We start from the raw sequence: 22,556 nt of genomic DNA, 5'->3' as shown, positions 1-22,556 counted from the left end.
CGATTTCAGTGTAGTGTATTTTAAAATGATTAAATAGTAGGTACGGTACAACCGTCGATGACGTATTCGGTTCCTGTTAAATAGCCGGCTCTTGGAGATACAAGAAAGCCTACAAATTCAGCGACCTCTTTCGGTTCGGAAGGTCTCCCAAAAGGGATTCCGCCCAGTGCAGCCATCACGCCCTGTTGCGCTTCTTCTACTGTGCTGTTTGCGTTTCTTGCAATTTCGCCCAACCATGCTTCAGACGCTGAGGTATTGATCCACCCCGGTGAAACAGCCAGAACACGAACCCCTTTTGGAGTCACTTCATTCGACAGACTTTTACTGTAATTTCTCAATGCTGCTTTTGAAGCGGCGTAAGGCAAAGTAGAATCGTACAGAGGAAGCTTACCCTGAATGGAAGCAATGTGGATGATAACCCCACTTTTCTGCTCAATCATTTGTGGCAAAAACCCACGGTCCAGTCTTACAGGAGCAAGTAAATTAGCCTTTAACGTAGATTCCCAGTCCTCATCCGATAATGCATTAAAGCCACCGGCAGGTGTTGTGGAAGAGCCAAGGTTGTTGATCAGAATATCCAGTCGGCCATACGCAGACATTATTTCACTGATTACTTTCTGTGTTCCTTCCGCAGTACTCAAATCAGCAGCAATGAAATGCTGATTGCTGTTTTCTTCTTCCGGTGCATTTCTTGCCGAAATGATTACTGTTGCACCGGCTTGCCATAGTCTTTCTGCAATAGCTTTTCCGGCTCCTTTTGTACCTCCTGTTACCAAAGCAATTTTGCCTGATAACTCATTGTTGAAATTAAACTGTTCCATTTTTATAATTTGTTTATAGGGCAAAATTGGGGTATAAAAACAGTTTGTACAAGTACGGAATTACGATTCAGATAGGGATAAATTATTCCCCTATTGTGCAAATCGGAACATACGTTTAATTTCGCAATATGTATGAGAGAAAAATAATCCCGAACTTAAATTGCGGCCTTGATCTGATCGGTGAGGTACTTTACGGCAAATGGAAAATACGTCTGCTCTGGTTTATCGATCAGGGACATCAACGACCCAGTGAATTGCAGCGTAAAATCCCCAATGCCACGAGGAGGGTTTTGAATATACAGTTAAAAGAACTGGAAGGTCATGAATTGATTACCAAGAAAATTTACCCTGTAGTGCCGCCCAAAGTTGAGTACAGTCTTACGGAATTGGGTAAAAGCGTTATTCCGGTAATTTTGCAGTTGGGAATCTGGGGCGATAAAAACGAAACGCATTTACGTACCGTTATTTTGAATCGTTTGAACGCAGAAAGCGAGTCGCTTCGCTTGGAAGAATGAGGAGTGAAAGCTGAGTTGCTACTATTTTATTTAAATAACGAACTAAAATGATTACCCCACGGTGGCGCGAGTGCAATGTCATTAAGATTATGCCATATTTTAAAATTTTGAACTCTGGAAAAATGTTCACAGGTCTTTTAAAATAATCCAGCATCCATCCTTTTCGGCTTTCAGGTTCAGATGGTATTGTTTCAATAATTTTCTAAATTTGAAAAGCAGTAGAACCTTATGCACTGCAAAAATTCCCCTCCCTTGGAGGGGTGGATTTTTTCGAAGAAAAGTATGGGGCGGTTTAGAAACTTTACAATTACAAACACAAACAAACAAAAATTACACGCATTTTCATTAATCAATACAAAGCTTTATCAAAATTCTAAAAAAGATTGTAGATTCGCAGCAATTAAAATCTAATCTTCAAAGCCTTATGAATCTAAGTTTCAAAAATAATATAACGAAAAGGATATTCATTTCACTGGTTATTATTGCGGCCCTGATTCTGGCATTTGTATTGTATCAGAAAAAAATACGGTATAACCTGGTAACGATATCAGAAAATAAAGTATATAATTCAGGAGCAGTTCCGCCGGAAAAACTGGCGGATGTCGTTAGTGATTACAAGATAAAAACAATTATTGATCTGCGTGACGGCCTGGTGCAGACCGCCTTAAATCCCGAGACCAAAAAGCAGGTAAATGCAGAGGAATATGCAGCCGATCAGATTGCCGGGGTACATTATTTTAATCTGCCCACCAACCAGATCCCTGAAGACAGTACGGTTCAGAAATTTTTAAAGATTATGGATAATTCCGGAAATTATCCTGTCCTTATCCATTGTCACCATGGGGTAGGGCGTTCACGCCTATTCAGTTCTATTTACAGAATTGAATACGAAAATTTCACTAATGAAAACGCAAGAGCCAAGGCACGCCTGTTTTGGGAATTGGGAAGCAATTTTTCAAAAAGCTCTGAAAAAGGAATCTACCTTCTGAACTATCAAAAAAGAGGATTGGAGAAATAAATAAACAATTTATTCAACAGGATAATTTAGAATCCGCGAGTATTCTGTTCTTGCTTACTGTGAACATTTTATTGTTTTATCAACATTGCAGAAATGATATTGCAGATTTTACAATCTGTATTTCATATATCAATTACAAATGAATCACAGGTTATAATTCTATGACATCGTCAATGAGCCAATATAAGATATATTATCATTGAAAAAATAAAATCGTTAAAAAGGGTAAAATTAAAGTTAACACAGTGAAGGCAGCATCTCCTGCATGTAATCTTCTATACTCACCTTGTTCCCAACTTGATTGCATATAACCTGTCATTAGCGGCTCATTTCCAAAAATTATCAGAAACAGGTTTCTTAATATCCAGTAATAAATCATAAATAATAATGGTAAAAACGTCCATGCCGCAGCATTGCCTTTTACCATTTTTAAAGATTCACGGCCGATATTGAGATAACCGAATAAAGCAATCAGAATAGTTAGTAGTAATATTATCAAAATACTTTTCTATTTCTCAGTATTTTATAAAATAGCCACAAAGTAATCTGACTAATACCACCGAGAATAATATAAAGAGATTGATTATCCAGATCCATATTTATACTGTGCAAAAAACAAAACTATCTTCTTTTCGAAGACTTCCTTACACAAAGCTGCGGTGCCAAAACCACTTTTTTCTCAGTAGAAATCCCTGATCCATTTTCTTTTACCCCTTCTATAAAAACCTGTCCGGCCATTTTCCCCATGGTTACGGGCGTCTGGTCTACGGAACTCATCGCAAGTTCCATAAATTGGGTAAAGGGTTCGTTGGAAAAGCCGATCACGGCAACTTCTTCGGGAATTTTAATCTTTCGTTTTTTTAACTCCTGGCAGGCACCCAAAGCGGCAAAGTCACTTGAAGAAAAAATGGCGTCGGGAATAGATTTTCTGTTCCATAGTGTTTTGATCGCTTCAATCCCGGCATCAATAGAACTTCCCGTTGTGATGATATTCTCTTCCTTTACGGGTAACTGATGGTCAGCCAGAGCCTGTTTATAACCATTCAGACGGTTCTGGTAGATTTCAAGATTTAAGTCACCTGAAAAATGACAGATGTTTTTATATCCCTCACTGATCAGATGTTCAGTAGCCATATAGCCGCCGCGGTAGTCATCAATCGTTACCGTACTGATTCCTCCGATATCCTTTTTACGGTCGAAAAATATAATAGGGGTATTTGACGTATCCAGAATGCTCTGGATGTGTTCCGTATCAACCGTTGTTTTTGAAACCGACATGAAAATTCCGTCCACCTGCGCATTAAGCAGGGTATTTAAGTGCCTTTTCTCAACATTCACATCCTCATGGTTCTGGCAGATAATCACGTGGTAGCCGTGTGGAGAAAGCTCTTCCTCAATTCCCCGGATCACCGATGAGAAGAAATTGGTATTGATGTATGGCACGATGATCCCTACGTTTTTCGTTTCCCCGCTTTTCAGAGCTTTGGCAAGATTATTTTGCTTATAGTTCATTTCCTTGGCGGTTTTCTTCACCAGGTCTTTCGTTGCCTGGCTTATTCTCGGATGGTCGTTCAATGCCCTGGAAACAGTTGCCACACTTACGTTGAGCTTTTTCGAGATGTCATATATGGTGGCACTTTTTTTATTCATACACGTTTTTTGCAGAGGTTTCCTGTCTATCGGACCGATATACATTAGAGACGTAAATTTAATTAAAATTATGTCGCGAAAAAGGAATTGTTGTGTATTTTAAAAAAGAGTATAAAGGATGCTGAGTGTAATGCACTTAAAATATTAATTTTCTTTTATTTAAGGTTATATTTTAGGCCTTATCAAAATTATTTTAGTTTCACAATCTCTCATTCTGATTGATTTATACACTTAAATTCTAAAATTTTATTCCGTAGTATCCACTTCGCTATTTGTGAAATTTATAACGGATGATATCAATTAATCTGCGAAGTTTTTTATTGTTGATTCTGATATCGTATTGCCTTACTACTTTAATGATTTGCTTATGACTGAATCTGATTTTCCATAATAATATTATTTAAAGTTAATTAATTTATACTTTTAAATTATAACATTTTAATGTAAATCCATAATACCCCTTTTTTTCTGAAAATTATCATACATTTAAATGCAAAACCTACCACTACCATATGATGCAGGAAGAAGTGATTGAAAAATTCAAGAGCCTTTCAGAGGGGAAACTCATGGCCGGGGAATGGCTCAGTTGGTTTATCACCCATAAAGATGCCATAGAAAAAATATGCGGGAGAACCGCTTTTCTTAAAATAAAGCCTATAAATGTCAGTGATATCAGAAATTTATACATAGGTCAGCTGGCGGCCTTCAACTGGCTACAGTCAAAAGGAATCAACACTTCATTATCTGACCTTTATAAAAAAGGGTGGGAAAAAGAATTTGATGATTTCTGTAAATCGGAAAAACAAAAAGAAAAACAGCTTCAGAAAGAAGTTGAAAACAAATTCGGATATCTAAAAGACCGTTACCCAAGATTTTTCAGACAATTAATCAAATCATACGGTAATGCTGATGGTATTGAAAAAGGAGTAAATCGGGAAGCGATTCAGCATAAAGAAAAAGAACTTTCCATAAAGCTGCCCGAGGATCTTATAGCATGGAATTTAAACGTATCATGCTTAAAATTCGAAGGTGTTTACATTGATTTTAAAGAATTAACCATAGAAACTGTTCAGAAAAGACAATATCTGGTTTTGGGCGAATTTTGGCTGTCCGGCGATGGCGATGAATTACTATACAGTTTGGAAAATCACAGCATATATATTCTTGCCCACGGATACCGGCCGCCTAAAGCAATAAAAACAGCAAATTCATTATTTGACTTTATTGAAAAAAAGTTGGTAACTTATCTAAAAGAGTATGAATGATAAGGACCTAACAAGGCAAATAACTTGATCTTTGGGATTGCTTCGCAGTTTTAATGACAAATAACAGGTATCAATGGCAGGCTAAGTATTACGATTTGATAAAATTTGTATTGAGCTTGACTATCTATTATTCTGAAAGCTTTTCTACAGCTTCTTTCTTAAATGACTGCCCTAAAGGTACACTGATTTGATTTTCTAATATCAAATTATTCGGCATAATGGAGATGACTTTTGATGTATTTATAATATAGGAGCGGTGCACCTGTAGAAATACATCTTTATCAAGTTTCTCACGTAAGGCTTTAAGCGTATGATAAATCATAAACATCCGGTTAGGGGTAAATATTTTTACATAATCACCACAGCCTTCAATATGGGTAATATTTATCTGGTTAATGATCTGGATGCCTTTTCCATCTTTAACATGCAATATATTGTTCTGATGGTTTTGGGTCATCACCTGGCGTGTTTCCGCTTTTTCAACAGCTTTAACAAAACGTTCATAAGAAAACGGCTTAAGCAGATAATCGACTGCATTAAGTTCGAATCCGTCATACGCATATTGCTTGTGCGCCGTTGTAAAAATTGTGGCAGGCGGATCAGCCAATGATTTTAAAAAATGAATTCCATTAACCAAAGGCATTTCGATATCTAAAAAAAGCAGGTCTGTATTTTTTCTGTTCAGGTATTCAAAAGCTTCGACTGTATTACGGAAGCTGGCATCCAGGGTCAGCCCCGGCATTTTATTAATATAATGCGCAATCACCTGATGCGCTAACGGTTCATCATCAATTATTATGCAGTTCATCAATGCTTTACTATTAAAGTGGTGGAATAGGTATGCTCATTATGTAAAACCGTCATCTTGTGACGGTAGCCGCTATAATAAAGATGTAAACGCTTATGAAGGTTTGCCAGGCCTATTCCGCCTTTCTTATCTTCATTTACCAGTACCATCTGCGGCAGGACATCATTGGATATGATGAATTCGAGATGATTATCATACACGGTCAGTCTTGCGCTGACTTCGGCATGATCTGTAAGTTTATGCCGGCCGTGTTTAAAGCTGTTTTCTATGAGCGGTAAAAATAATAACGGAGGGATCCTGATATTATTGGATATCCCGTTAACTTTAAAACTAATACGGGCTGCCGGAAATTTCTTCTGTTCCAGTTCGAAATACCCTTTGATAAAATCAATTTCTTCACTGATCTCTACATAATCCTGATCACAGTCATATAAAATATACTGCATCATTTGCGACAAAATTAAAATATAACGGGGAGTGTCTTCGGAGTGGGTCAGGCTGATTCCATATAAGCCGTTCAATGTATTAAACAGGAAATGAGGATGAAGCTGTGACTTGAGCATGCTGATCTGCAGGTTTAAATGATCGGTTTCTATCAGGCGGTTGGTTAATTCTTTATGATAGGAATAACGCGCAAAAGCAAGACATGAAAAAGCCAGGAAATCAGTGAGCAGTACATTGAAATCTACATACCTCGCCTGATAATGCAGATCGAAATAATGATGCAGGGGATCCTGAGTAAAACCCATAAACAGCCGGGCGATAACTGCATTGTTAAAAATGCTGAAAAACAACAGCAGCAAAGCGCTAGAAATCAGAAGTAAGCCGTACCGCCTGTATTCAAGCATTTTGGGTACCGCCCAGCGATAATAGGGAATAAGATATAACGTAACGGCAAAGCTGTAAGCCCCGATCTCCGGGTAAGGGAAATTTGTATTGGGGATCTTTGGCAGGCCCGACTGTTCTATAAAATAGGAATACTTATATATTCCGACATAAAACAGCCATATCAACCATTCAAACACCACAGGGAACGTAAATTTTGGAATTTTCAGCACGGTGCTAATTTAGAGAAAACAGGCTTATGTTCATGCAATTTTCGACGAATCGTATTGTATACCCGATTAAAAACATCAGTCATTCAATTAACCGAGCAAAGCGGACCGTCTGTCGAAAAACTTAAACAGCGTTCAATATGAAATTTACCTTTGCCATCAAATAAACAAAAAATTACCGAATGAGAAACTTCTTATGTACTCTTCTATTTATTCTGACCGTATTTAAAAGTAACAGCTACGCCCAGCAAAATGATGTTCAGGAAACGGTCAACGGCAGTTTTGAACTTACAAGTAAAAAAAGCATTTCCCGGGGATGGGCAAGCGCGATTGAATCGCCTGATTATGGTATTCAGCTGGATTCCAGTCATGTATACAAAGGGAAATATGCATTGCAGTTTAAGGCTGACGGTACTCCCGAAGCATCCGGCGCCATTGTCTATAATGGTTACGGGCTTACTTCGTCAAAACGCATCCGCATGATTGAGATCAGTGCATATATTAAACTTGCGCATGCCTCAGATGAGGCTTTGGGGATTTTTATTCAGAGCTTAAGGGGAAAAAAAATTCTGACAAGTTTTGCTAAAACGGAAAAATCATTATTAAATCAATGGCAGCTTGTCACATTAAAATACACGCTCGATGCCAAAGAATCCTGGGCCGGCTTTTATTATGGACTGACCTTTAATAAACCGGCCCTGGCCTGGGCAGATAACATCACCGTAAAAGTGGATGGAGCGGTAATCAGTGAACCGCCAAGTCTCTATCAGGAGCCTGATGCCAAAAATATAACCTGGTTAAACAGGCATATCTACCCATTGGCCTCAGTCAGTATTCAGCCGAAGCATGGCGATATGGCAGCCATCGGCAAGCTGTGCGCGGATGCGAAAGTAGTGGGTATCGGAGAGCCCACCCATGGTACCCATGAAGCTTTGCAGTTTAAACTGAGGTTACTGGAATATCTAGTTACTCAAAAAGGATTTAACACCATTGCACTGGAAGAAGTAATCCCGACCTGTGACCGGATGAATGAGGTATTGAATACCCGGACTCCGTCCATTAAAGAAAACCTTCTGGCGATGCCGTTTTATAAGGTATGGAAAACTTCTGAAATGAATGATTTATTCACCTGGATTTACCAATATAATCTGAACCATCCAAAAAAAGTAAAACTTATCGGTGTAGATATGGAAGATATCAGGATGCGCTCTTCACGCGAAATGATAGAAACGGTTTTGCGGCAGTATCATCCTGCATCGGTAGATCAGATCCAAAAAATTAATCAGAAGCTGGATACCCTTATCGCTAAAAATAATCCTGAAAATAATCCGGAAGCTATAAAAAAATTAGCAGATGATGTAAAATCTGCCATAACCGGTCTGCAGTCAATGGTCAGTGTACAGAACCACAATATGGGCACTGAACAGCATTTTCAATTACAGACCTATCTGAGAGTCTGCCTGCAGTGGCTGGATACCAGATTCTACAATCAGGCTCCCGATACCAGAGATCAGTATATGTCTGACAATATCCAATTTTATTCACAGCATCATCCTGATGACAAAATATTGGTGTGGGCACACAATGCGCATATTTCAAATCTGACGAGTGATCATTCCAAAACGATGGGGGCATGGCTTAAAGACTATTTTAAAGAATCCTATGTTCCTATTGCCTTTACCTCTGCTTGGGGCAGTTACACCGCTGCCCAGGATTATACACAAAAAGTCTGGAAATCCTTTCCTTTTGAAAAAGCGTACCGCGGTACTTACTCCTATGTATTGGAAAAAGCAAAAAGCAGCTTATATTTTCTTCCGTTAAATACGCCGGCTTTACAGCAAAAAAATGCATCATGGCTTAATGTAGCAATGAAACAACTGGATATTACTTATATACAGTCGGGAGACGGTGATGATTATAAATATGATGGGGTATTAAGCAAGACCTTTGACGGGATCATATTTTGTAAAAATACAACTGCGTCAATTTCTTATTTATCTGCTGAATAAAATGTAGGCTGATAAGTTAAAACAATAATTTTTATTCGTTTAAAATTAATTATTTCTCAAAAAAACCTCTACTTTTAAGTATGCCTAAAGATCGGAAGATTACAGGACCAGCCACAAACGAGAATATAATAATCAAATTTCTTTGTTGATAAAAATGTTTTCTTTGAGAAATTTTATAAACACAGAAAATTTATATTTTAAATATTTCATATTTATAGTTTTAATTTTGTTCTGATTATTAGTATTTATGGTAAAGCTTTACGAGGTGATAATAAAATTGAAGTTTTCTCTCTATAGACTTTTGTATTTAATATTTTGATCTTAATAAATCTTCTATTTCCTGATAGGCATTATGGCTGAGGCTTGAAATTTTCAGCTTAAATTTTACAATTCTGATTTTCTCTTCAATATAAATATCAATTTTCATGAGGTCGGATTTTAAATATTTTTTTTCTATTTTAAACTTTCTAATATTAGTAATCGGAAATTCAAGATAAGGAAATACAATGCCTCTTTTAAATGGATGATGGTATTTGATACTGACGGTAGATCCTATAGTTTCAAACAGAAATATCCTTAAATTTTTAATCCAATTTAAAATGGTAATGATTAATATGATTCCTAATACCAACAATGGTAATCTCAAATTATATTTTATTACAGATTTAAGAACAAAACCTACAACTGTTGAGAAAAAAATCAATGTAAGAATCAATATAAGAAAATTCATTTTTCTAACGATATTTTTTTTATTGGTTACCAGCATGAAAACAATATTTAATTTTGAGTTTTTTAGATAGTTGATGTGTATGATTGGTCACAAAATAATAGGGAGGGTTTTATATCAATCTTTAAAATCCCTATCTTAATTTCTCAGGTATACCCACTCCCTCCAATAAGGATTATTTTCCTGGTCAAATCAATAATCGTAAAGTTATGGTGGTGAGTATTATGTATTTCAGGAATTAATTTGAACTCGACAGCATTAGTTGTTTCATCCATTACGATATGCTTATTCTTAGCAGAATATCCCTTAAATTCACAGGTATCACAAGCCAAAGCTCCTGAATCTGTAATAGTTCCTGACTGTTTTTCAGTGTCTCGAATATCATTTGTTGTATGGATAAATTCCAATAAACTTCTTCACTTGGTACAATCCCAATATTTTCTAGAGATTTTAAATACTCCATGAATTAATACAGATTTGTTATGCTCACAAAAGTAGGAGTCTTAAGAGAAAGTAAAAATGACGCATGTCTTTAATAAATTTGATTTAAGTCAATTTTATATTACTATAAAATGTGTAGCTTCGTAAACCATGATTTCAAAGTTTATTTTTAATAATCAATATCTTTTTGAGGATCTTCCCCAATATGATAAAGAGACCCTTGAAAAGGTTATGCAGATTAAAAATTACCGTAAAAATGAAGCTGTATTTACTGAGGGAACCATTCCTAACGGCATATTTTTTTTAAAAAATGGGAAGGTAAAAAAGTATAAGGTTGACAATGATGGAAGAGAGCAGATTATTTATATTTATAACGAAGGTGAATTTTTTGGATATTCAGCCATATTAAGTAATGAGTCCTATGGAGGTACCACAAAAGCGATAGAAAATTCTGCTATTGCTTTTATTTCAAAAGAAAACTTTCTGGACATTCTTAAGCAGTCAGACTTTTTTTCAAAATTTCTTCTCAAAAGCCTTAGTCATGAATTTAATGTAATGGTTAACCTTATGGCCGTTCTATCGCAAAGAATGGTCAGGGAACGTGTGGCACTCAGCTTATTGATTCTGCATAAAAAATATAAATCAAATATTGTAGAGGATAAAATTTTTATTACATTATCCCGAGCAGATCTTGCCAATATGGTTGGAACTGTTACTGAGACGTTAGCCCGCATTCTTCATGATTTCAAGGAAGATCATCTTATTGTTATGAAAGGAAGAAATATTGAATTAATAGATTTGGACCGTCTTACCCTTATAGCAAATATTTAAAAATAACCATATCTGGCCTCACTCATTTTAGGAAGCTGTGTATAATTCCCTGCACGCATTCGTAAGATTTCACTAAAAATAATTATGTTTAGACACAAGGGGAAAGGGCGGACATATTTTGAGGGTCATAATACCTGGCCCCATAATAATAAAGACCGGTATGGGAATCCAGTTCTTTACCATTGTATTTATACGGATTATTATATTCTTTGTTTGATAATTCCATTAAAGATTCCTCGAAAGGCATATATTCGTACAGTTGGTCACTTTGGATCTGCTGTTGGTAGTACCGATGAGCTTCCCAGGTGGTCAGGATGAATCTAGTAGGTTTTAGAATCCATTATTTCAAAGAAGTTTAAAATAAAAGCATCTTATTTTGTATTCAACTCATCTTTTAAATCGGGGAAGATATATCTGTTTGCTTCTTTGTCATAATAAACATTTATAGATGGAACTTCCATCTTATGATTCGCAAAAAACCATTTTCTAAACATATAATACATCCCTTCAGGTTGATAATCACAAATATTATATTCTAATTTCTCTACAGAAAAAATAATTGGAAACGTTTTTATATATTTAATAATGCTAATTACTCCTGCTTTCAAATACTCTAAAGAAACATTATCAATTGGATTGTCATTTAAATTCAAATATACTGATGGGAATATTTCATATGTACTAGTAGAATCTTTGTTTAAATCTAACAATTCTTTTATTTCATAAAATATAGCAATACCCCAACTTGTTTTTAGTATTATTAATTTATCCATTAGTTTTTTAATTTTCTAAATGCATTTTTATCAAAATAATGTTCAAACCCCATACAGATTAAGTTTAAATAATATATATCCTTTTAAATTTAACATCCTGAAAAATAAAACCCTCTGAAATCAAATGATTTCAGAGGGTTTCTGTACCCAGGACCGGGATCGAACCGGTACTCCTAAGAACTGGTGTTTGAGACCAGCGCGTCTACCAATTCCGCCACCTGGGCCGGTGTTACCATGCTTTTAATTGGTGTGCAAATATAGAAACTTTTATCAATACTTAAAAATATTTTTGCAGAAAATTTTAAAAATTGATCTGCAGACCATCGTAGGCCAGGTGCATTCCGGACGGAAGCAGTTTGTCCTCAACCTCATGCAGCCCCAGATGATGACTGATGTGGGTCAGGAACATTTTTTGGGGTTTAAGTTCTTCAAACAGTGCAATCACATCGGGAAGGATAAAGTGGGCAGGATGCGGATCAAATTTCCTGATGCAGTTGACAATCAGCACCTCAAGATCTTTCAGTTTTTCCTTTTCCTTATCGGAAATAAAACCGGCATCGGTAATATAGGCCAGCTTTTTAAATTTATACCCGAAAGCCGTTATTTTGTAGTGGACCACTTCAACCGGCGTAATTTCCGTATTGAGAACGGTAAACGGCTTATTTTCGATTTCATGCAGGTCAAAAGCCGGGGCGCCGGGATACCTTACATCAGCAAAAGCATAGGGAAAGCGGTTTCTGACTTCATTTCCCACCCTTGAATAACAGTAAAGCGGCATATCTTTCCCGCTCTTGAAAATCAGCGGACGCACATCATCGAGACCGATGACATGGTCATTATGCTCATGGGTAAGCAGGGTAAGGTCAACCGTATCTTCGTGATTCGTCAGCATCTGCTGTCTGAAATCCGGGCCGCAGTCGATCAGTATTTTCCGGTGCTCATCCGTGGTCACCATCACAGAAGACCGCAGCCTGCTGTCTTTGGGGTTTTCTGACGTACAGACTTCGCAGGTACAGCCGATGACCGGCACACCCTGGGAAGTTCCCGTTCCTAAAAATTTCAACTTCATTTTTTCTTTTCAGGTTGGTTTAATTTTGGTAAATTTACGAAAAATTTAATGTCCTAATGTATCAGAAACTGACTCCTAAACAAAAAGCATTAACAATTAATCTAGATCCTACTATTTATGGTACTTTCGCGGAAATTGGAGCAGGCCAGGAGACTGTGCGGCACTTTTTTAGAGCAGGAGGAGCTTCGGGTACAATCGCTAAGGCCATGTCTGCCTATGACAAGGATTTCAGTGATGCGATCTACGGAAAAGAAGTAAAAAACCGGTACGTTACCCAGAACCGGCTTCGTAAGATGCTTCGCTATGAAGTATCCCTTATTGAAGAGCGGATTTCCAGGGAGAACAACCCGAACAGAAAGTTTTTTTCCTATGCCAATACCGTAACTACGATTAATTTTGATAAAACGGTAAAGGGCCACGGCTGGGTCGGCATCCGCTTTCAGGTAAAAGAGAACGAAGGCTACAATGAAATTGTCATCCACGTCAAATTCAAAGAAAACGATGCGACTTTACAGCAGGAAACCTTAGGGAACCTTGGCGTGAACCTGATCTTCGGGGCATTCCATTATTATGATAATCCGAGAAACCTGATTGAGTCCCTGTATGATGACGTAGCCAAGGACAACCTTGAAATTGACATGATCGATTTCAACGGGCCAGGCTTTGAGTATGTGGACAACAGGCTGATGTCCCTGCAGCTGGTAAAGCACGGAATGACCGATGCCGTAATTTTCAATTCCGAAGGCAACAATATGCTTCCCGCGGATATTCTGTACAAAAAGAATATTTTTGCGGTAAGAGGAAGCTTCAGGCCGGTAACGAAAGTGAACATCGACATGCTGAAAAACGGCATGGACATGTTCCTGAAAGATGCCATCTGTACCCAGGAGGATACGGAAATCCTGATTGAGATCACCATCTCCAACCTTCGGGCAGACGGGGATATTGACGAACGGGATTTCCTGGACCGGGTAGATGTCCTGGGGAGGTTAGGCTATACCGTGATCATTTCCAATTATTCGGAGTATTACCGTCTGATTGATTATTTCGCTTCCTATACCAATGGAAATATCGGCGTTGCGATGGGTGTCAACAACCTGCTGATGGTTTTTGATGAAAAATACTACAAAAACCTGTCGGGTGGGATCCTGGAGGCATTCGGTAAATTCTTCAGAAACGGGATGAGGGTGTACCTGTATCCTTATAAAGATCCTGAAACGCATGAGCTGCTGGATTCTTCCACCCTGAAAGTAGAAGAAAACCTGAAGGAATTATATAAATATTTCAAGCACAACGACCGTATCGTAGATATCAAAAATTACAATCCGGAATTTCTGGAAATTTATTCGAGAGATATTCTGAAAAAAATAAGCTGCAATATCAAAGGCTGGGAAAACCAGGTTCCGGACGGCGTTGCGGAAATGATCAAAGAACGCGGAATGTTCGGCTATAAAGAAGAGCTTTCCTTAAGACAATTCTCTTAAAAACAACATACAATGTCAGAATTAAAAAAAAGGCTTTCGTTTATCCTGGAAAGTCCTAAACACAATACCGAAGAAAAGCTTGAAAAAGTATGCCACCTGTTAGACCAGGAAATTTCCTATTTCAACTGGACGGGCTTCTATTTCAAAAACGGCGATAAAGACGAATTGAAGCTGGGCCCTTACGTAGGCGCGCCCACAGACCATACCATCATCCCTTACGGCAAAGGGATCTGCGGACAGGTTGCCGTTTCCAATGAAACATTTGTGGTTCCGGATGTGAATGAAGAAAGCAATTACCTGAGCTGTTCCATCGATACCAAAGCGGAAATTGTAGTTCCTATTTTTAAAGACGGGCAGAATATCGGCCAGATCGATATTGATTCCCATACGGTTGATCCCTTTACGGATGAAGACCGCGAATTGCTGGAATGGCTGTGTAACGAGGTTTCAAAAATCTTATAATTGCATTCAATCCTGAAGATATTTAAAGAGACTCCGGCCCGAAGGGCCGGAGTCTCTTGTTATGATCATCTAATAATTTAAGTATGATGGTTCATGCCTTTTAGCTGAGATTCCCGAAACTATATATGAAATAATCCGAATTTGGGATAACGATTAAACCAACTGAATGGTAAATATCCAGTTAATTTTTAAGCTTAAAAAAAATGTTGATCCATTTATAAATAATTAATGCACAGGAAACATTTTGCATTTCTTTGATGAATGAAATGTCCTTGTCTATCTTATTATATATTATAGAAAGCATCCTTTGTTTGCCTTCGATAAAAAGCTGAATTCAGCGATTTAAAACTTTTATAATCCTATCTTATAAAGATTAGAGATTGTATAGAATTTTAAAAGCTATTAACTCTCGCAGATTATGCAGATTTTATTAGTATTTAAATTTGCTGGTCAATAAAATAAAGTCAGAATAGAGGAGAAGCGGGGTTTAAAAACTTTAATATCAGAAATTTAAAGTTAATCCGGTTCTGCTTCTGCAACCAGTTCCTTAAAGTATTCTCCGCACCTGGCAATATGGGTCCCATACCAGGAAAAAGCTTCCCCGTCCACGATCATAATTTTTTTATCCGGATAGAATTCCCTCAGTTCATCAATGTGTTTTTCTTTAAAAGGGAAGGGCTCCGAAGACAGCATGATCAGGTCCGCTTCTGCCAGTTCTTCAGCCTGGATCTCAGGGTAACGCGTTCTGTCCTTAAACATATTTTCAAAACCGATTTCGCCTAAGATTTTATGGATAAAAGTATCCGAGCCGATGGTCATATACGGATTTTTCCAGATAAGATAAGCCGCTTTGATCCTGGTGCTGATTTTTGACTGGTTCAGGACTTCGTAGATTTTAAGATTGAAAAGCTGTGCTTTATCTTCTTTGTTAAAAAGGCTGCCCAGATGTTTAAGCAGATCGTAATTGTCTTCAATATTTTCTACGTTGGTCACGATCACTTTATAATCGTCCATCAGGGCTTCCACCTGTTCTTTGATGTTTTCTTCTTTATTGGCCAGGATAAGGTCAGGCTGCAGCGCTTTGATTTTATCAATGTTGATATTTTTCGTTCCGCCGATAACGGCTACATTTTTTACTTTGTCTTCAGGATGGATGCAGAATTTTGTTCTTCCGACAACTTCATGTTCGGTTAAGCCTAAATCAAATAACGCCTCGGTGATCGAGGGAACCAGAGAAACCACTTTCATAATCGTATTTTAGAAGTTGCCTAAAATTACAAAAGTTTGCCCGTTAAGAAAAGTCCGGCTACGGAAAAATAAATAATCAGACCGGTAACATCTACCAGGGTGGCTACGAACGGGGCAGAAGAGGTAGCAGGGTCGAGCTTCAGTTTTTTAAGGATAAACGGAACCATAGAACCTGAAAGGGTTCCCCAAAGTACGATCATCACTAAAGAAACGCCGACACTTAGGCCCACATAAGCCCAGTGGATGCCATAATCGAAAAAGCCGGCCTTATGCCAGACCATGATCCTCAAAAAACCGATGATCCCCAGGATTCCCCCAAGGAAAAGCCCGGTGAAAATTTCTTTTTTCATTACATACCACCAGTCTTTTAGTCCGATCTCCTGAAGGGCCATGGCCCGGATGATCAGGGTAGCAGCCTGTGAACCGGAGTTCCCGCCGCTGGAAATAATCAGAGGCACAAATAAAGCCAGCACCACCGCTTTCTGGATTTCATCTTCAAAATACCCCATCGCGGAAGCGGTCAGCATTTCGGAGAAGAAAAGGATGATCAGCCACATGCCCCGCTTTTTGACCATTTCAATCAGTGAAGTCTGGGTATACGGATCGTCCAGTGCTTCCAGTCCCCCGAATTTCTGGATGTCTTCGGTATTCTGGTGCTCAATCTGGTCAAGGATATCGTCAATCGTTACAATGCCTACCAGTACGCCGGCTTCGGTGACGATGGGGAGCGCGGCCCGGTCATATTTTTCAAAATACTGAACGGCATCTTCCTTGGAGACGGTGGTTGCAATCGCCACGAACTGATTGTCGGTAATTTCCGAGATTAAGGTGTCTTCCTCCGCCAGCAATAAGCTTCCCAGTGCAATATCATCGATCAGGCGGTTCCTTTCGTCCACCACATACAGGTAATTCATGGTCTCCACTCTGCTCCCGACTTTCTTAATCTGCTGGAGGCATCTTTTGATCGTCCATTCTTTACGGATCTGTATATAATAAGGCGTCATCAGACGGGCAATGGAATTGGAATCGTAGCCCAGCAGTTTCAGGGCAATCCTTCTTTCCTGGGGGTTCAGGTGATTGATGGAATATTTGATGAGCTCATCCGGAAAGTCCTCGAACAGGGCGGTCCGGTCATCCGGTGTCATCGCGTTCAGGATTTCGGAAACCTCGTCGCTTCCGATGCTCCGGATGGTTTCTTCCTGGAAATCAGGATTCAGATGTGAAAAAACGTCGGCTTTGTATTCCTTCGGAACTTTCAGGAATGCCAGAAGCCTTTCGTCAGCATGTAATTCGCTGAGCGTTTCGGCAATATCGGCGGGATTGAAGGTCAGTTCGTCATTAGGATTCAAAACGTAGTTTTTTAGCTATGCAAAAATAATTCAAATTTTTAAGATTGACCAGCGAACCGTGAAATTTAAGGATTTATTAAATTTAGCAACATACAATAAAATAATGCACCTGCAATTATTGCAGGTGCCTGAAGAAATTTCTACTGAGATAGTTTGAATGAATTGTTTGTCCAACTAAATTAATAAAATAATTTGTATTATTCACCAGTTAATGAAATTTAAATTGATGAAATTCAATGGAGTGCATAATACTTTAGTCTGGATGACTTAAAATACGGAGTACAGAAGGTGAGAATCCCTTTTAAAATAGCAGTTTAAATAAGCTGTTAATTAAAAAATAAAGATTTGATGGAGCGGAAAAAGCGAAAGAGATTGAATTTATTCTCAGAGATGACGGCAATCACGTAGATTTTAATTTGGTTTTAAACTGTTGGCTCTAAAAATCAGCGGGAAATTATTTTTTGAAATAAATTAAAGTAAACTCCCAGGAGGATACCATTATCAGGAAATTATGGACAGGGATTAAAACCCTGCTTCTGAAGGCTTTATTTTGCGTAACTGTTTCAGGATTCCTTTAATTGCTCCGTTGGTCCCGATCTTTACGGAATTGGTGGTAGAGCCTAAAAGCCTCATATTCTTTTTATAGGTGTCGTAATCGCTTTCCGTGAGCAGGTTCCCTTCGGCATCGAAAAGCTTCATGCTGACGATGACCTGGTTGGAGAAAACATATTTCCCGATCCCCACTTTAAAATACTTTACTTTCGGCACCACGGCGAAGTCCGCATCATTGTTGATGCAGTAATCCGAAATCGTCTGTTTGTCGATACTGTCAAAAGAAACCTGGATTTCGGTTTTAAGCATCCTGTTTCTCCTTTCGCTTAAATTATCTGAAACGGCACTGAAGAACGCTGTATTGGTAGGTTCCTTGATTTCTTCGATATCCGGATCTACCTGAGGGTTGAAATACAAAACTTTCCGGGTTTTGTTATCAGGATTTTTCTGTGCTTTTACAGAAGAAGCACAGCACAAAAGAAGAACGGTAAAGGAAGTAAAGAATATAAATTTTCTCATCATGGATTGCTATGCAAAATTACTGCCTTTTAACGGGATACTATCATTTTTTTAAGAAATAATTAACATTTTTTTCTATTAAAATCAATAAACGGAATCGATAATGTTTGCCGGATTAAAAATAAGTCGTATTTTTGCAGCCGTTACATAATAATCATTAAACAATATTGGAATGTACTTAACAACAGAAAAAAAAGCAGAAATCTTCGCAAAACACGGAAAATCTGCACAGGACACAGGAACCGCTGAAGGGCAGGTAGCTCTTTTCACTTTCAGAATCAACCATTTATCTCAGCATTTGAAAGCTAACCGTCATGATTTCAATACGGAAAGATCTTTGGTAAAACTGGTAGGTAAAAGAAAAAGCTTATTGGATTATCTTAAGAAAAAAGATATCACAAGATACAGAGCAATTATTGCTGAACTTGGATTAAGAAAATAATCTACAGAGATGTAAATATAAGAGCAACCTTTCCGAGGTTGCTTTTTTTATGCTCGTTTGTTGGTACGTTTGCTCACTAGGTCTAATATTTACGCCTACAACTATCCGTTGATAAAGAAGCGGCTTACAGATCCTGCCAGCTTTTCTGCATCATCCCGGATATGCATCTAATCACCGGGAACGGAACGGCGTTTAGTAAAAATGCAAGCAATAGCGGCTTTTCCTGTGGATTTTCATCGGTACAAATGCTATTATCCAAATAATTACATTAAATTTGCAGCCAATAATTCAGACGAAATATAAATATTAAAGCACTCAATACGGAGTGCAACACAAAAACAATTTATGAGTATACCTCAAGCAATTACAGAGTTGATTACTCTTGCAGACGGCAGAGAAATCACCATCGAAACAGGAAAATTAGCAAAACAGGCTGACGGATCTGTTGTCGTAAAAATGGGCGGAACCATGCTTTTAGCAACCGTTGTTGCTAGTAAAGAAGCCAAAGAAGGAGTGGATTTCCTACCCTTAACAGTAGATTACAGAGAAAAATTCTACGCAGGCGGTAAAATCCCGGGGAACTTTTTCAGGAGAGAAGCCAGACCGTCCGATCAGGAGATCCTGACCATGCGTTTGGTAGACCGGGTATTAAGACCGTTATTCCCGGATGATTTCCATGCGGAAGTTCAGGTCATGATTTCATTGATTTCTTATGACGGAAAGTCGATTCCGGATGATTTGGCAGGTCTTGCCGCATCTGCAGCGATCGCCATCACCGATATCCCTTTCAACGGACCGATGTCTGAAGTAAGAGTGGTAAGAATCGATGGTAAACTTTCGGTGAACCCTAATTTCGAAGATCTTAAAATTGCCGACCTGGATATTATGGTTGGTGCCACTAAAGATTCTATTGTAATGGTAGAAGGGGAAATGAAAGAGATTTCTGAGGCGGAAATGCTGGAGGCGATCCAGTTTGCCCATGTTGAAATCAAAAAACAGGTGGAAGCTCAGGAAAGACTGGCTGAAAAAGTTGGAAAATCATTCCCGAAAAGAGAATACAGTCACGAAAATCACGATGAGGCCATCCGTGAGAAAGTGTGGAAAGAAACTTATGATAAAGTATATGAAGTAGCGAAAACGCCTTCAGGAAAAGAAGAAAGAGGGGAGAAATTCAAAGCGGTGCTTGCAGAATTTTTAGCCCAGTATGTAGAGCATCCTGAAGAATTGGAAAGGGTAACCCCTTTCGCTAAAGTCTATTACCACGACGTGGAAAAAGAAGCGATGCGTCAGATGATTCTGAATGACAAGATCCGTCTTGACGGCCGTGATCCTGAAACCATCCGCCCGATCTGGAGCGAAATCGATTATTTACCTGGTGCCCACGGTTCTGCCATCTTTACAAGAGGGGAGACCCAGTCTTTAACGGCAGTAACTTTAGGTTCGGTAAAAGATGCAAACATGGTGGACAGCGTGATGGTAAACTATGACGAAAGATTCTTCCTGCATTATAACTTCCCGCCGTTCTCTACCGGTGAAGCGAGACCTTTGAGAGGAACTTCAAGAAGGGAAGTAGGACACGGAAACCTAGCGCAGAGAGCTTTGGCGAACATGATTCCTGAAGAAAACCCGTATACGATCCGTATCGTTTCCGATATTTTGGAATCCAACGGTTCTTCTTCCATGGCAACGGTTTGTGCAGGGACTTTGGCACTGATGGACGCAGGGGTTCAGATTTCAAAACCTGTTTCAGGGATCGCCATGGGACTAGTAACTGACGTGAAGACCGGTAAATTCACCGTGCTTTCCGATATCCTTGGAGACGAAGACCACTTAGGGGATATGGACTTTAAAGTAACCGGAACGGCAGACGGGATTACAGCCTGCCAGATGGATATTAAAATCCAGGGACTTTCTATGGACATTATGGAGAAAGCGCTTTTACAGGCTAAAGACGGAAGACTTCATATTTTAGATAAATTAACGGAAACCATTGCCCAGCCTAGAGAAGACGTGAAGCCTCACGCTCCGAAAATGGTGATGATGGAAATTCCTAAAGAATTCATCGGTGCGGTAATCGGGCCTGGAGGAAAAATCATCCAGCAGATGCAGAAAGATACCGATACGGTTATTGCGATTGAAGAGATCGGCGAGATCGGAAGGATTGAAATTTCCGGGGTCAGCAGAGATAAGATCAATGAAGCGATTGCCAAGATCAACGAAATTACTTTTGTACCGGTAGTCGGTGAAATCTACAACGGAAGAGTAGTGAAGGTAATGGATTTCGGGGCTTTCGTAGCGATTGCCAAAGGAACGGAAGGCCTTCTCCATATTTCTGAAATCGAATGGGCGCGTTTAGACAAAGTCCCTTACAATGAAGGGGATGAAGTGGAAGTGAAGTTCATGGGGTATGATGACCGTAAGAAAATGAAGCTTTCAAGAAAAGTGCTTTTACCGAGACCGGCGAGACCGGAAGGGAAACCGAGAACAGAAGGTCAGGACCGACCGGCAGCACAAGGAAGACCTGACCGACCGTCAAGACCGGAAGGGCAGGGCAGACCCGACAGGCCGCAAGGACAAAGAAGACCGGAAGGCGACCAGCCAACCGGAGATCAGGACCAGACTCAGAATCAGGATCCTTCATCAGAAGCTTAAGATTAATCTTAGATATACCAATAGAATCCCCCGGATATCCGGGGGATTTTTTTATGTTGGATTTTTGATCTATATTTTTTTCTATCTTTATCAAAAAACAGTATGAAAGAAATTACAGGCATTAGTATTATGTTGGTGTTACTCTCCTGTCAGCAAAATGCCAGGGAGGTTAAGCAGCAGACAAAAGGGGAACCGGCACAAGTGACGGCCTCCAAAACAGCGGCAACAGATGATTTCGGGAAACAGGTTAAGGGACATTACAATAAAAAGGATGATTCCTGGATCAGCGAAGACCCTTTCTATGAATCCGCTGATTTCAGCGGCAGTAATTATGCCAGCATTCACCGGCTGACAGACAATGAGGATGAGCCACATCTGGGACTGATTGACAAAAAAGGAAAAATTGTCGTCTCTACAAAATATTCAGGGCTGTCCATTGGTTTTGTGAACGGTTTATGTGAGGTATCATTAGAGAAAAAGGGGATGGTGAATGATAAAGGGCAGGAGATTCTGCCGCCGGTGTATGACTGGATAGAGGTTGCGAAGGATAATTTGTTAATCATCAATAAAGACGGCAAAAGCGGTTTTGCCGATACGACCGGAAAAGTACTGATACAGCCGAAATACCCGGGAGCTTCTTATGCAGGGGACGGTTTGTTTTTTTATATGAAAGAACCGCAGAGATGGGGCCTGAGGAACTTAAAAGACGAAATCATTGTTGAACCTGAATTCACATTCACCTCAGAATTTGTCAACGGAAAAACGGTTCTGCAAAAGGATGGTGGGGACGAATACATTGTTTACAGCAGCGGCAAAGTGGTCAAAAAATAATTGAGTTTCCATTTCATTAAAAACCAGTCATCAAC

General features: G+C 38.9%; 22 protein-coding genes and 1 tRNA gene. 10 read left to right on the top strand and 13 right to left on the bottom strand.

Annotation, left to right across the window (positions count from 1 at the left end):
- Positions 1–29 precede the first annotated feature (29 nt).
- On the bottom strand, positions 30–821 hold the full coding sequence (locus tag H561_RS0106400; protein ID WP_027386253.1) for an SDR family oxidoreductase: 792 nt from the start codon (positions 819–821) through the stop codon (positions 30–32).
- Positions 822–949: 128 nt separating this feature from the next.
- Here H561_RS0106400 and H561_RS0106395 point away from each other — a divergent pair, with 128 nt between their 5' ends.
- Complete coding sequence (locus H561_RS0106395) at positions 950–1,336, top strand: winged helix-turn-helix transcriptional regulator (protein ID WP_027386252.1); 387 nt, start codon at positions 950–952, stop codon at positions 1,334–1,336.
- A 424-nt stretch (positions 1,337–1,760) separates the two neighbouring features.
- Positions 1,761–2,354: a dual specificity protein phosphatase family protein gene (locus H561_RS0106385; RefSeq protein ID WP_051349319.1), complete on the top strand. Its 594-nt coding sequence runs from the start codon at positions 1,761–1,763 to the stop codon at positions 2,352–2,354.
- A 196-nt stretch (positions 2,355–2,550) separates the two neighbouring features.
- Here the strand turns inward: H561_RS0106385 and H561_RS0106380 are convergent, their stop codons facing one another.
- The gene (locus tag H561_RS0106380; protein WP_027386249.1) at positions 2,551–2,853 is read right to left on the bottom strand and encodes a hypothetical protein; all 303 of its coding nucleotides are present in this window, start codon (positions 2,851–2,853) and stop codon (positions 2,551–2,553) included.
- A gap of 122 nt (positions 2,854–2,975) precedes the next feature.
- The gene (locus tag H561_RS0106370; protein WP_027386248.1) at positions 2,976–4,004 is read right to left on the bottom strand and encodes a LacI family DNA-binding transcriptional regulator; all 1,029 of its coding nucleotides are present in this window, start codon (positions 4,002–4,004) and stop codon (positions 2,976–2,978) included.
- Positions 4,005–4,516: 512 nt separating this feature from the next.
- Between H561_RS0106370 and H561_RS0106360 the strand changes: the two genes are divergently transcribed.
- Complete coding sequence (locus H561_RS0106360; RefSeq protein WP_027386247.1) at positions 4,517–5,269, top strand: SMI1/KNR4 family protein; 753 nt, start codon at positions 4,517–4,519, stop codon at positions 5,267–5,269.
- Between the two features lie 127 nt (positions 5,270–5,396).
- Here the strand turns inward: H561_RS0106360 and H561_RS0106355 are convergent, their stop codons facing one another.
- Together H561_RS0106355 and H561_RS0106350 are read right to left on the bottom strand one after the other, a co-directional pair.
- Positions 5,397–6,077 (bottom strand): LytR/AlgR family response regulator transcription factor, encoded by a 681-nt coding sequence (locus tag H561_RS0106355; protein ID WP_034761486.1) that lies wholly within the window; start codon positions 6,075–6,077, stop codon positions 5,397–5,399.
- Positions 6,077–7,135, bottom strand: a complete 1,059-nt coding sequence (locus H561_RS0106350) for a sensor histidine kinase (RefSeq protein WP_027386245.1) — start codon at positions 7,133–7,135, stop codon at positions 6,077–6,079. Before H561_RS0106350 ends, H561_RS0106355 begins: the two co-directional genes overlap by 1 nt.
- A gap of 179 nt (positions 7,136–7,314) precedes the next feature.
- On the opposite strand from H561_RS0106350, the gene H561_RS0106345 reads away from it, so the two are divergent.
- Positions 7,315–9,141 (top strand): erythromycin esterase family protein, encoded by a 1,827-nt coding sequence (locus H561_RS0106345; protein ID WP_027386244.1) that lies wholly within the window; start codon positions 7,315–7,317, stop codon positions 9,139–9,141.
- A 307-nt stretch (positions 9,142–9,448) separates the two neighbouring features.
- Here the strand turns inward: H561_RS0106345 and H561_RS0106340 are convergent, their stop codons facing one another.
- Complete coding sequence (locus tag H561_RS0106340; protein WP_027386243.1) at positions 9,449–9,907, bottom strand: hypothetical protein; 459 nt, start codon at positions 9,905–9,907, stop codon at positions 9,449–9,451.
- Positions 9,908–10,459: 552 nt separating this feature from the next.
- On the opposite strand from H561_RS0106340, the gene H561_RS0106325 reads away from it, so the two are divergent.
- Complete coding sequence (locus H561_RS0106325) at positions 10,460–11,140, top strand: Crp/Fnr family transcriptional regulator (RefSeq protein WP_027386241.1); 681 nt, start codon at positions 10,460–10,462, stop codon at positions 11,138–11,140.
- 88 nt (positions 11,141–11,228) lie between these two features.
- Here H561_RS0106325 and H561_RS23600 read toward each other — a convergent pair whose 3' ends face one another.
- The 4 genes from H561_RS23600 to H561_RS0106305 all read right to left on the bottom strand — a co-directional run bounded on the left by H561_RS23600 (position 11,229) and on the right by H561_RS0106305 (position 12,982).
- Entirely contained in the window at positions 11,229–11,366 is a 138-nt protein-coding gene (locus H561_RS23600; RefSeq protein ID WP_228372233.1) for an RHS repeat-associated core domain-containing protein, read from the bottom strand.
- Between the two features lie 145 nt (positions 11,367–11,511).
- Positions 11,512–11,913, bottom strand: coding sequence for a hypothetical protein (locus tag H561_RS0106315; protein ID WP_027386240.1), 402 nt, complete (start codon positions 11,911–11,913; stop codon positions 11,512–11,514).
- A 144-nt stretch (positions 11,914–12,057) separates the two neighbouring features.
- Positions 12,058–12,137 (bottom strand) — tRNA-Leu (locus tag H561_RS0106310).
- A gap of 77 nt (positions 12,138–12,214) precedes the next feature.
- Positions 12,215–12,982 (bottom strand): MBL fold metallo-hydrolase, encoded by a 768-nt coding sequence (locus H561_RS0106305; RefSeq protein WP_027386239.1) that lies wholly within the window; start codon positions 12,980–12,982, stop codon positions 12,215–12,217.
- A gap of 56 nt (positions 12,983–13,038) precedes the next feature.
- Between H561_RS0106305 and H561_RS0106300 the strand changes: the two genes are divergently transcribed.
- Both H561_RS0106300 and H561_RS0106295 read left to right on the top strand, forming a co-directional pair.
- Positions 13,039–14,466: a TonB-dependent receptor gene (locus H561_RS0106300; RefSeq protein WP_027386238.1), complete on the top strand. Its 1,428-nt coding sequence runs from the start codon at positions 13,039–13,041 to the stop codon at positions 14,464–14,466.
- 12 nt (positions 14,467–14,478) lie between these two features.
- A complete protein-coding gene (locus tag H561_RS0106295) occupies positions 14,479–14,928 on the top strand; it encodes a GAF domain-containing protein (RefSeq protein WP_027386237.1) in 450 nt (149 codons plus the stop codon).
- Positions 14,929–15,444: 516 nt separating this feature from the next.
- Here the strand turns inward: H561_RS0106295 and H561_RS0106285 are convergent.
- The 3 genes from H561_RS0106285 to H561_RS0106275 all read right to left on the bottom strand — a co-directional run bounded on the left by H561_RS0106285 (position 15,445) and on the right by H561_RS0106275 (position 18,599).
- On the bottom strand, positions 15,445–16,176 hold the full coding sequence (locus H561_RS0106285; protein ID WP_027386236.1) for an ABC transporter substrate-binding protein: 732 nt from the start codon (positions 16,174–16,176) through the stop codon (positions 15,445–15,447).
- A 26-nt stretch (positions 16,177–16,202) separates the two neighbouring features.
- Positions 16,203–17,507, bottom strand: a complete 1,305-nt coding sequence (gene mgtE, locus H561_RS0106280; RefSeq protein ID WP_027386235.1) for a magnesium transporter — start codon at positions 17,505–17,507, stop codon at positions 16,203–16,205.
- Positions 17,508–18,047: 540 nt separating this feature from the next.
- A complete protein-coding gene (locus tag H561_RS0106275; RefSeq protein WP_228372227.1) occupies positions 18,048–18,599 on the bottom strand; it encodes a pyruvate decarboxylase in 552 nt (183 codons plus the stop codon).
- Between the two features lie 169 nt (positions 18,600–18,768).
- Here H561_RS0106275 and rpsO point away from each other — a divergent pair, with 169 nt between their 5' ends.
- From rpsO to H561_RS0106260, 3 genes are all read left to right on the top strand, one after another.
- The gene (gene rpsO / locus H561_RS0106270) at positions 18,769–19,038 is read left to right on the top strand and encodes a 30S ribosomal protein S15 (RefSeq protein ID WP_027386233.1); all 270 of its coding nucleotides are present in this window, start codon (positions 18,769–18,771) and stop codon (positions 19,036–19,038) included.
- Between the two features lie 345 nt (positions 19,039–19,383).
- Positions 19,384–21,690, top strand: coding sequence for a polyribonucleotide nucleotidyltransferase (locus H561_RS0106265; protein WP_027386232.1), 2,307 nt, complete (start codon positions 19,384–19,386; stop codon positions 21,688–21,690).
- A 102-nt stretch (positions 21,691–21,792) separates the two neighbouring features.
- Positions 21,793–22,521: a WG repeat-containing protein gene (locus tag H561_RS0106260; RefSeq protein ID WP_027386231.1), complete on the top strand. Its 729-nt coding sequence runs from the start codon at positions 21,793–21,795 to the stop codon at positions 22,519–22,521.
- The last annotated feature ends 35 nt before the right edge of the window (positions 22,522–22,556 follow it).

Origin of the sequence: Chryseobacterium gregarium DSM 19109 (genome assembly GCF_000430845.1) — a bacterium.
GTDB lineage: Bacteria > Bacteroidota > Bacteroidia > Flavobacteriales > Weeksellaceae > Chryseobacterium > Chryseobacterium gregarium.
The sequence above is the reverse complement of the archived record's forward strand: the minus strand, read 5'-3'. Positions and strand labels throughout refer to the sequence as shown.

Bases quoted from the DNA above. Each gene is read 5' to 3' on its own strand.
- H561_RS0106305 (WP_027386239.1), bottom strand. From the start codon at position 12,982: ATGAAGTTGAAATTTTTAGGAACGGGAACTTCCCAGGGTGTGCCGGTC.
- H561_RS0106315 (WP_027386240.1), bottom strand. From the start codon at position 11,913: ATGGATAAATTAATAATACTAAAAACAAGTTGGGGTATTGCTATATTT.
- H561_RS0106395 (WP_027386252.1), top strand. From the start codon at position 950: ATGTATGAGAGAAAAATAATCCCGAACTTAAATTGCGGCCTTGATCTG.
- H561_RS0106360 (WP_027386247.1), top strand. From the start codon at position 4,517: ATGATGCAGGAAGAAGTGATTGAAAAATTCAAGAGCCTTTCAGAGGGG.
- H561_RS0106275 (WP_228372227.1), bottom strand. From the start codon at position 18,599: ATGATGAGAAAATTTATATTCTTTACTTCCTTTACCGTTCTTCTTTTG.
- H561_RS0106295 (WP_027386237.1), top strand. From the start codon at position 14,479: ATGTCAGAATTAAAAAAAAGGCTTTCGTTTATCCTGGAAAGTCCTAAA.
- H561_RS0106300 (WP_027386238.1), top strand. From the start codon at position 13,039: ATGTATCAGAAACTGACTCCTAAACAAAAAGCATTAACAATTAATCTA.
- H561_RS0106285 (WP_027386236.1), bottom strand. From the start codon at position 16,176: ATGAAAGTGGTTTCTCTGGTTCCCTCGATCACCGAGGCGTTATTTGAT.
- H561_RS0106340 (WP_027386243.1), bottom strand. From the start codon at position 9,907: ATGCTGGTAACCAATAAAAAAAATATCGTTAGAAAAATGAATTTTCTT.
- H561_RS0106385 (WP_051349319.1), top strand. From the start codon at position 1,761: ATGAATCTAAGTTTCAAAAATAATATAACGAAAAGGATATTCATTTCA.
- H561_RS0106370 (WP_027386248.1), bottom strand. From the start codon at position 4,004: ATGAATAAAAAAAGTGCCACCATATATGACATCTCGAAAAAGCTCAAC.
- H561_RS0106345 (WP_027386244.1), top strand. From the start codon at position 7,315: ATGAGAAACTTCTTATGTACTCTTCTATTTATTCTGACCGTATTTAAA.
- H561_RS0106355 (WP_034761486.1), bottom strand. From the start codon at position 6,077: ATGAACTGCATAATAATTGATGATGAACCGTTAGCGCATCAGGTGATT.
- H561_RS0106400 (WP_027386253.1), bottom strand. From the start codon at position 821: ATGGAACAGTTTAATTTCAACAATGAGTTATCAGGCAAAATTGCTTTG.
- H561_RS0106325 (WP_027386241.1), top strand. From the start codon at position 10,460: ATGATTTCAAAGTTTATTTTTAATAATCAATATCTTTTTGAGGATCTT.
- rpsO (WP_027386233.1), top strand. From the start codon at position 18,769: ATGTACTTAACAACAGAAAAAAAAGCAGAAATCTTCGCAAAACACGGA.
- H561_RS0106265 (WP_027386232.1), top strand. From the start codon at position 19,384: ATGAGTATACCTCAAGCAATTACAGAGTTGATTACTCTTGCAGACGGC.
- H561_RS0106260 (WP_027386231.1), top strand. From the start codon at position 21,793: ATGAAAGAAATTACAGGCATTAGTATTATGTTGGTGTTACTCTCCTGT.
- H561_RS23600 (WP_228372233.1), bottom strand. From the start codon at position 11,366: ATGGAATTATCAAACAAAGAATATAATAATCCGTATAAATACAATGGT.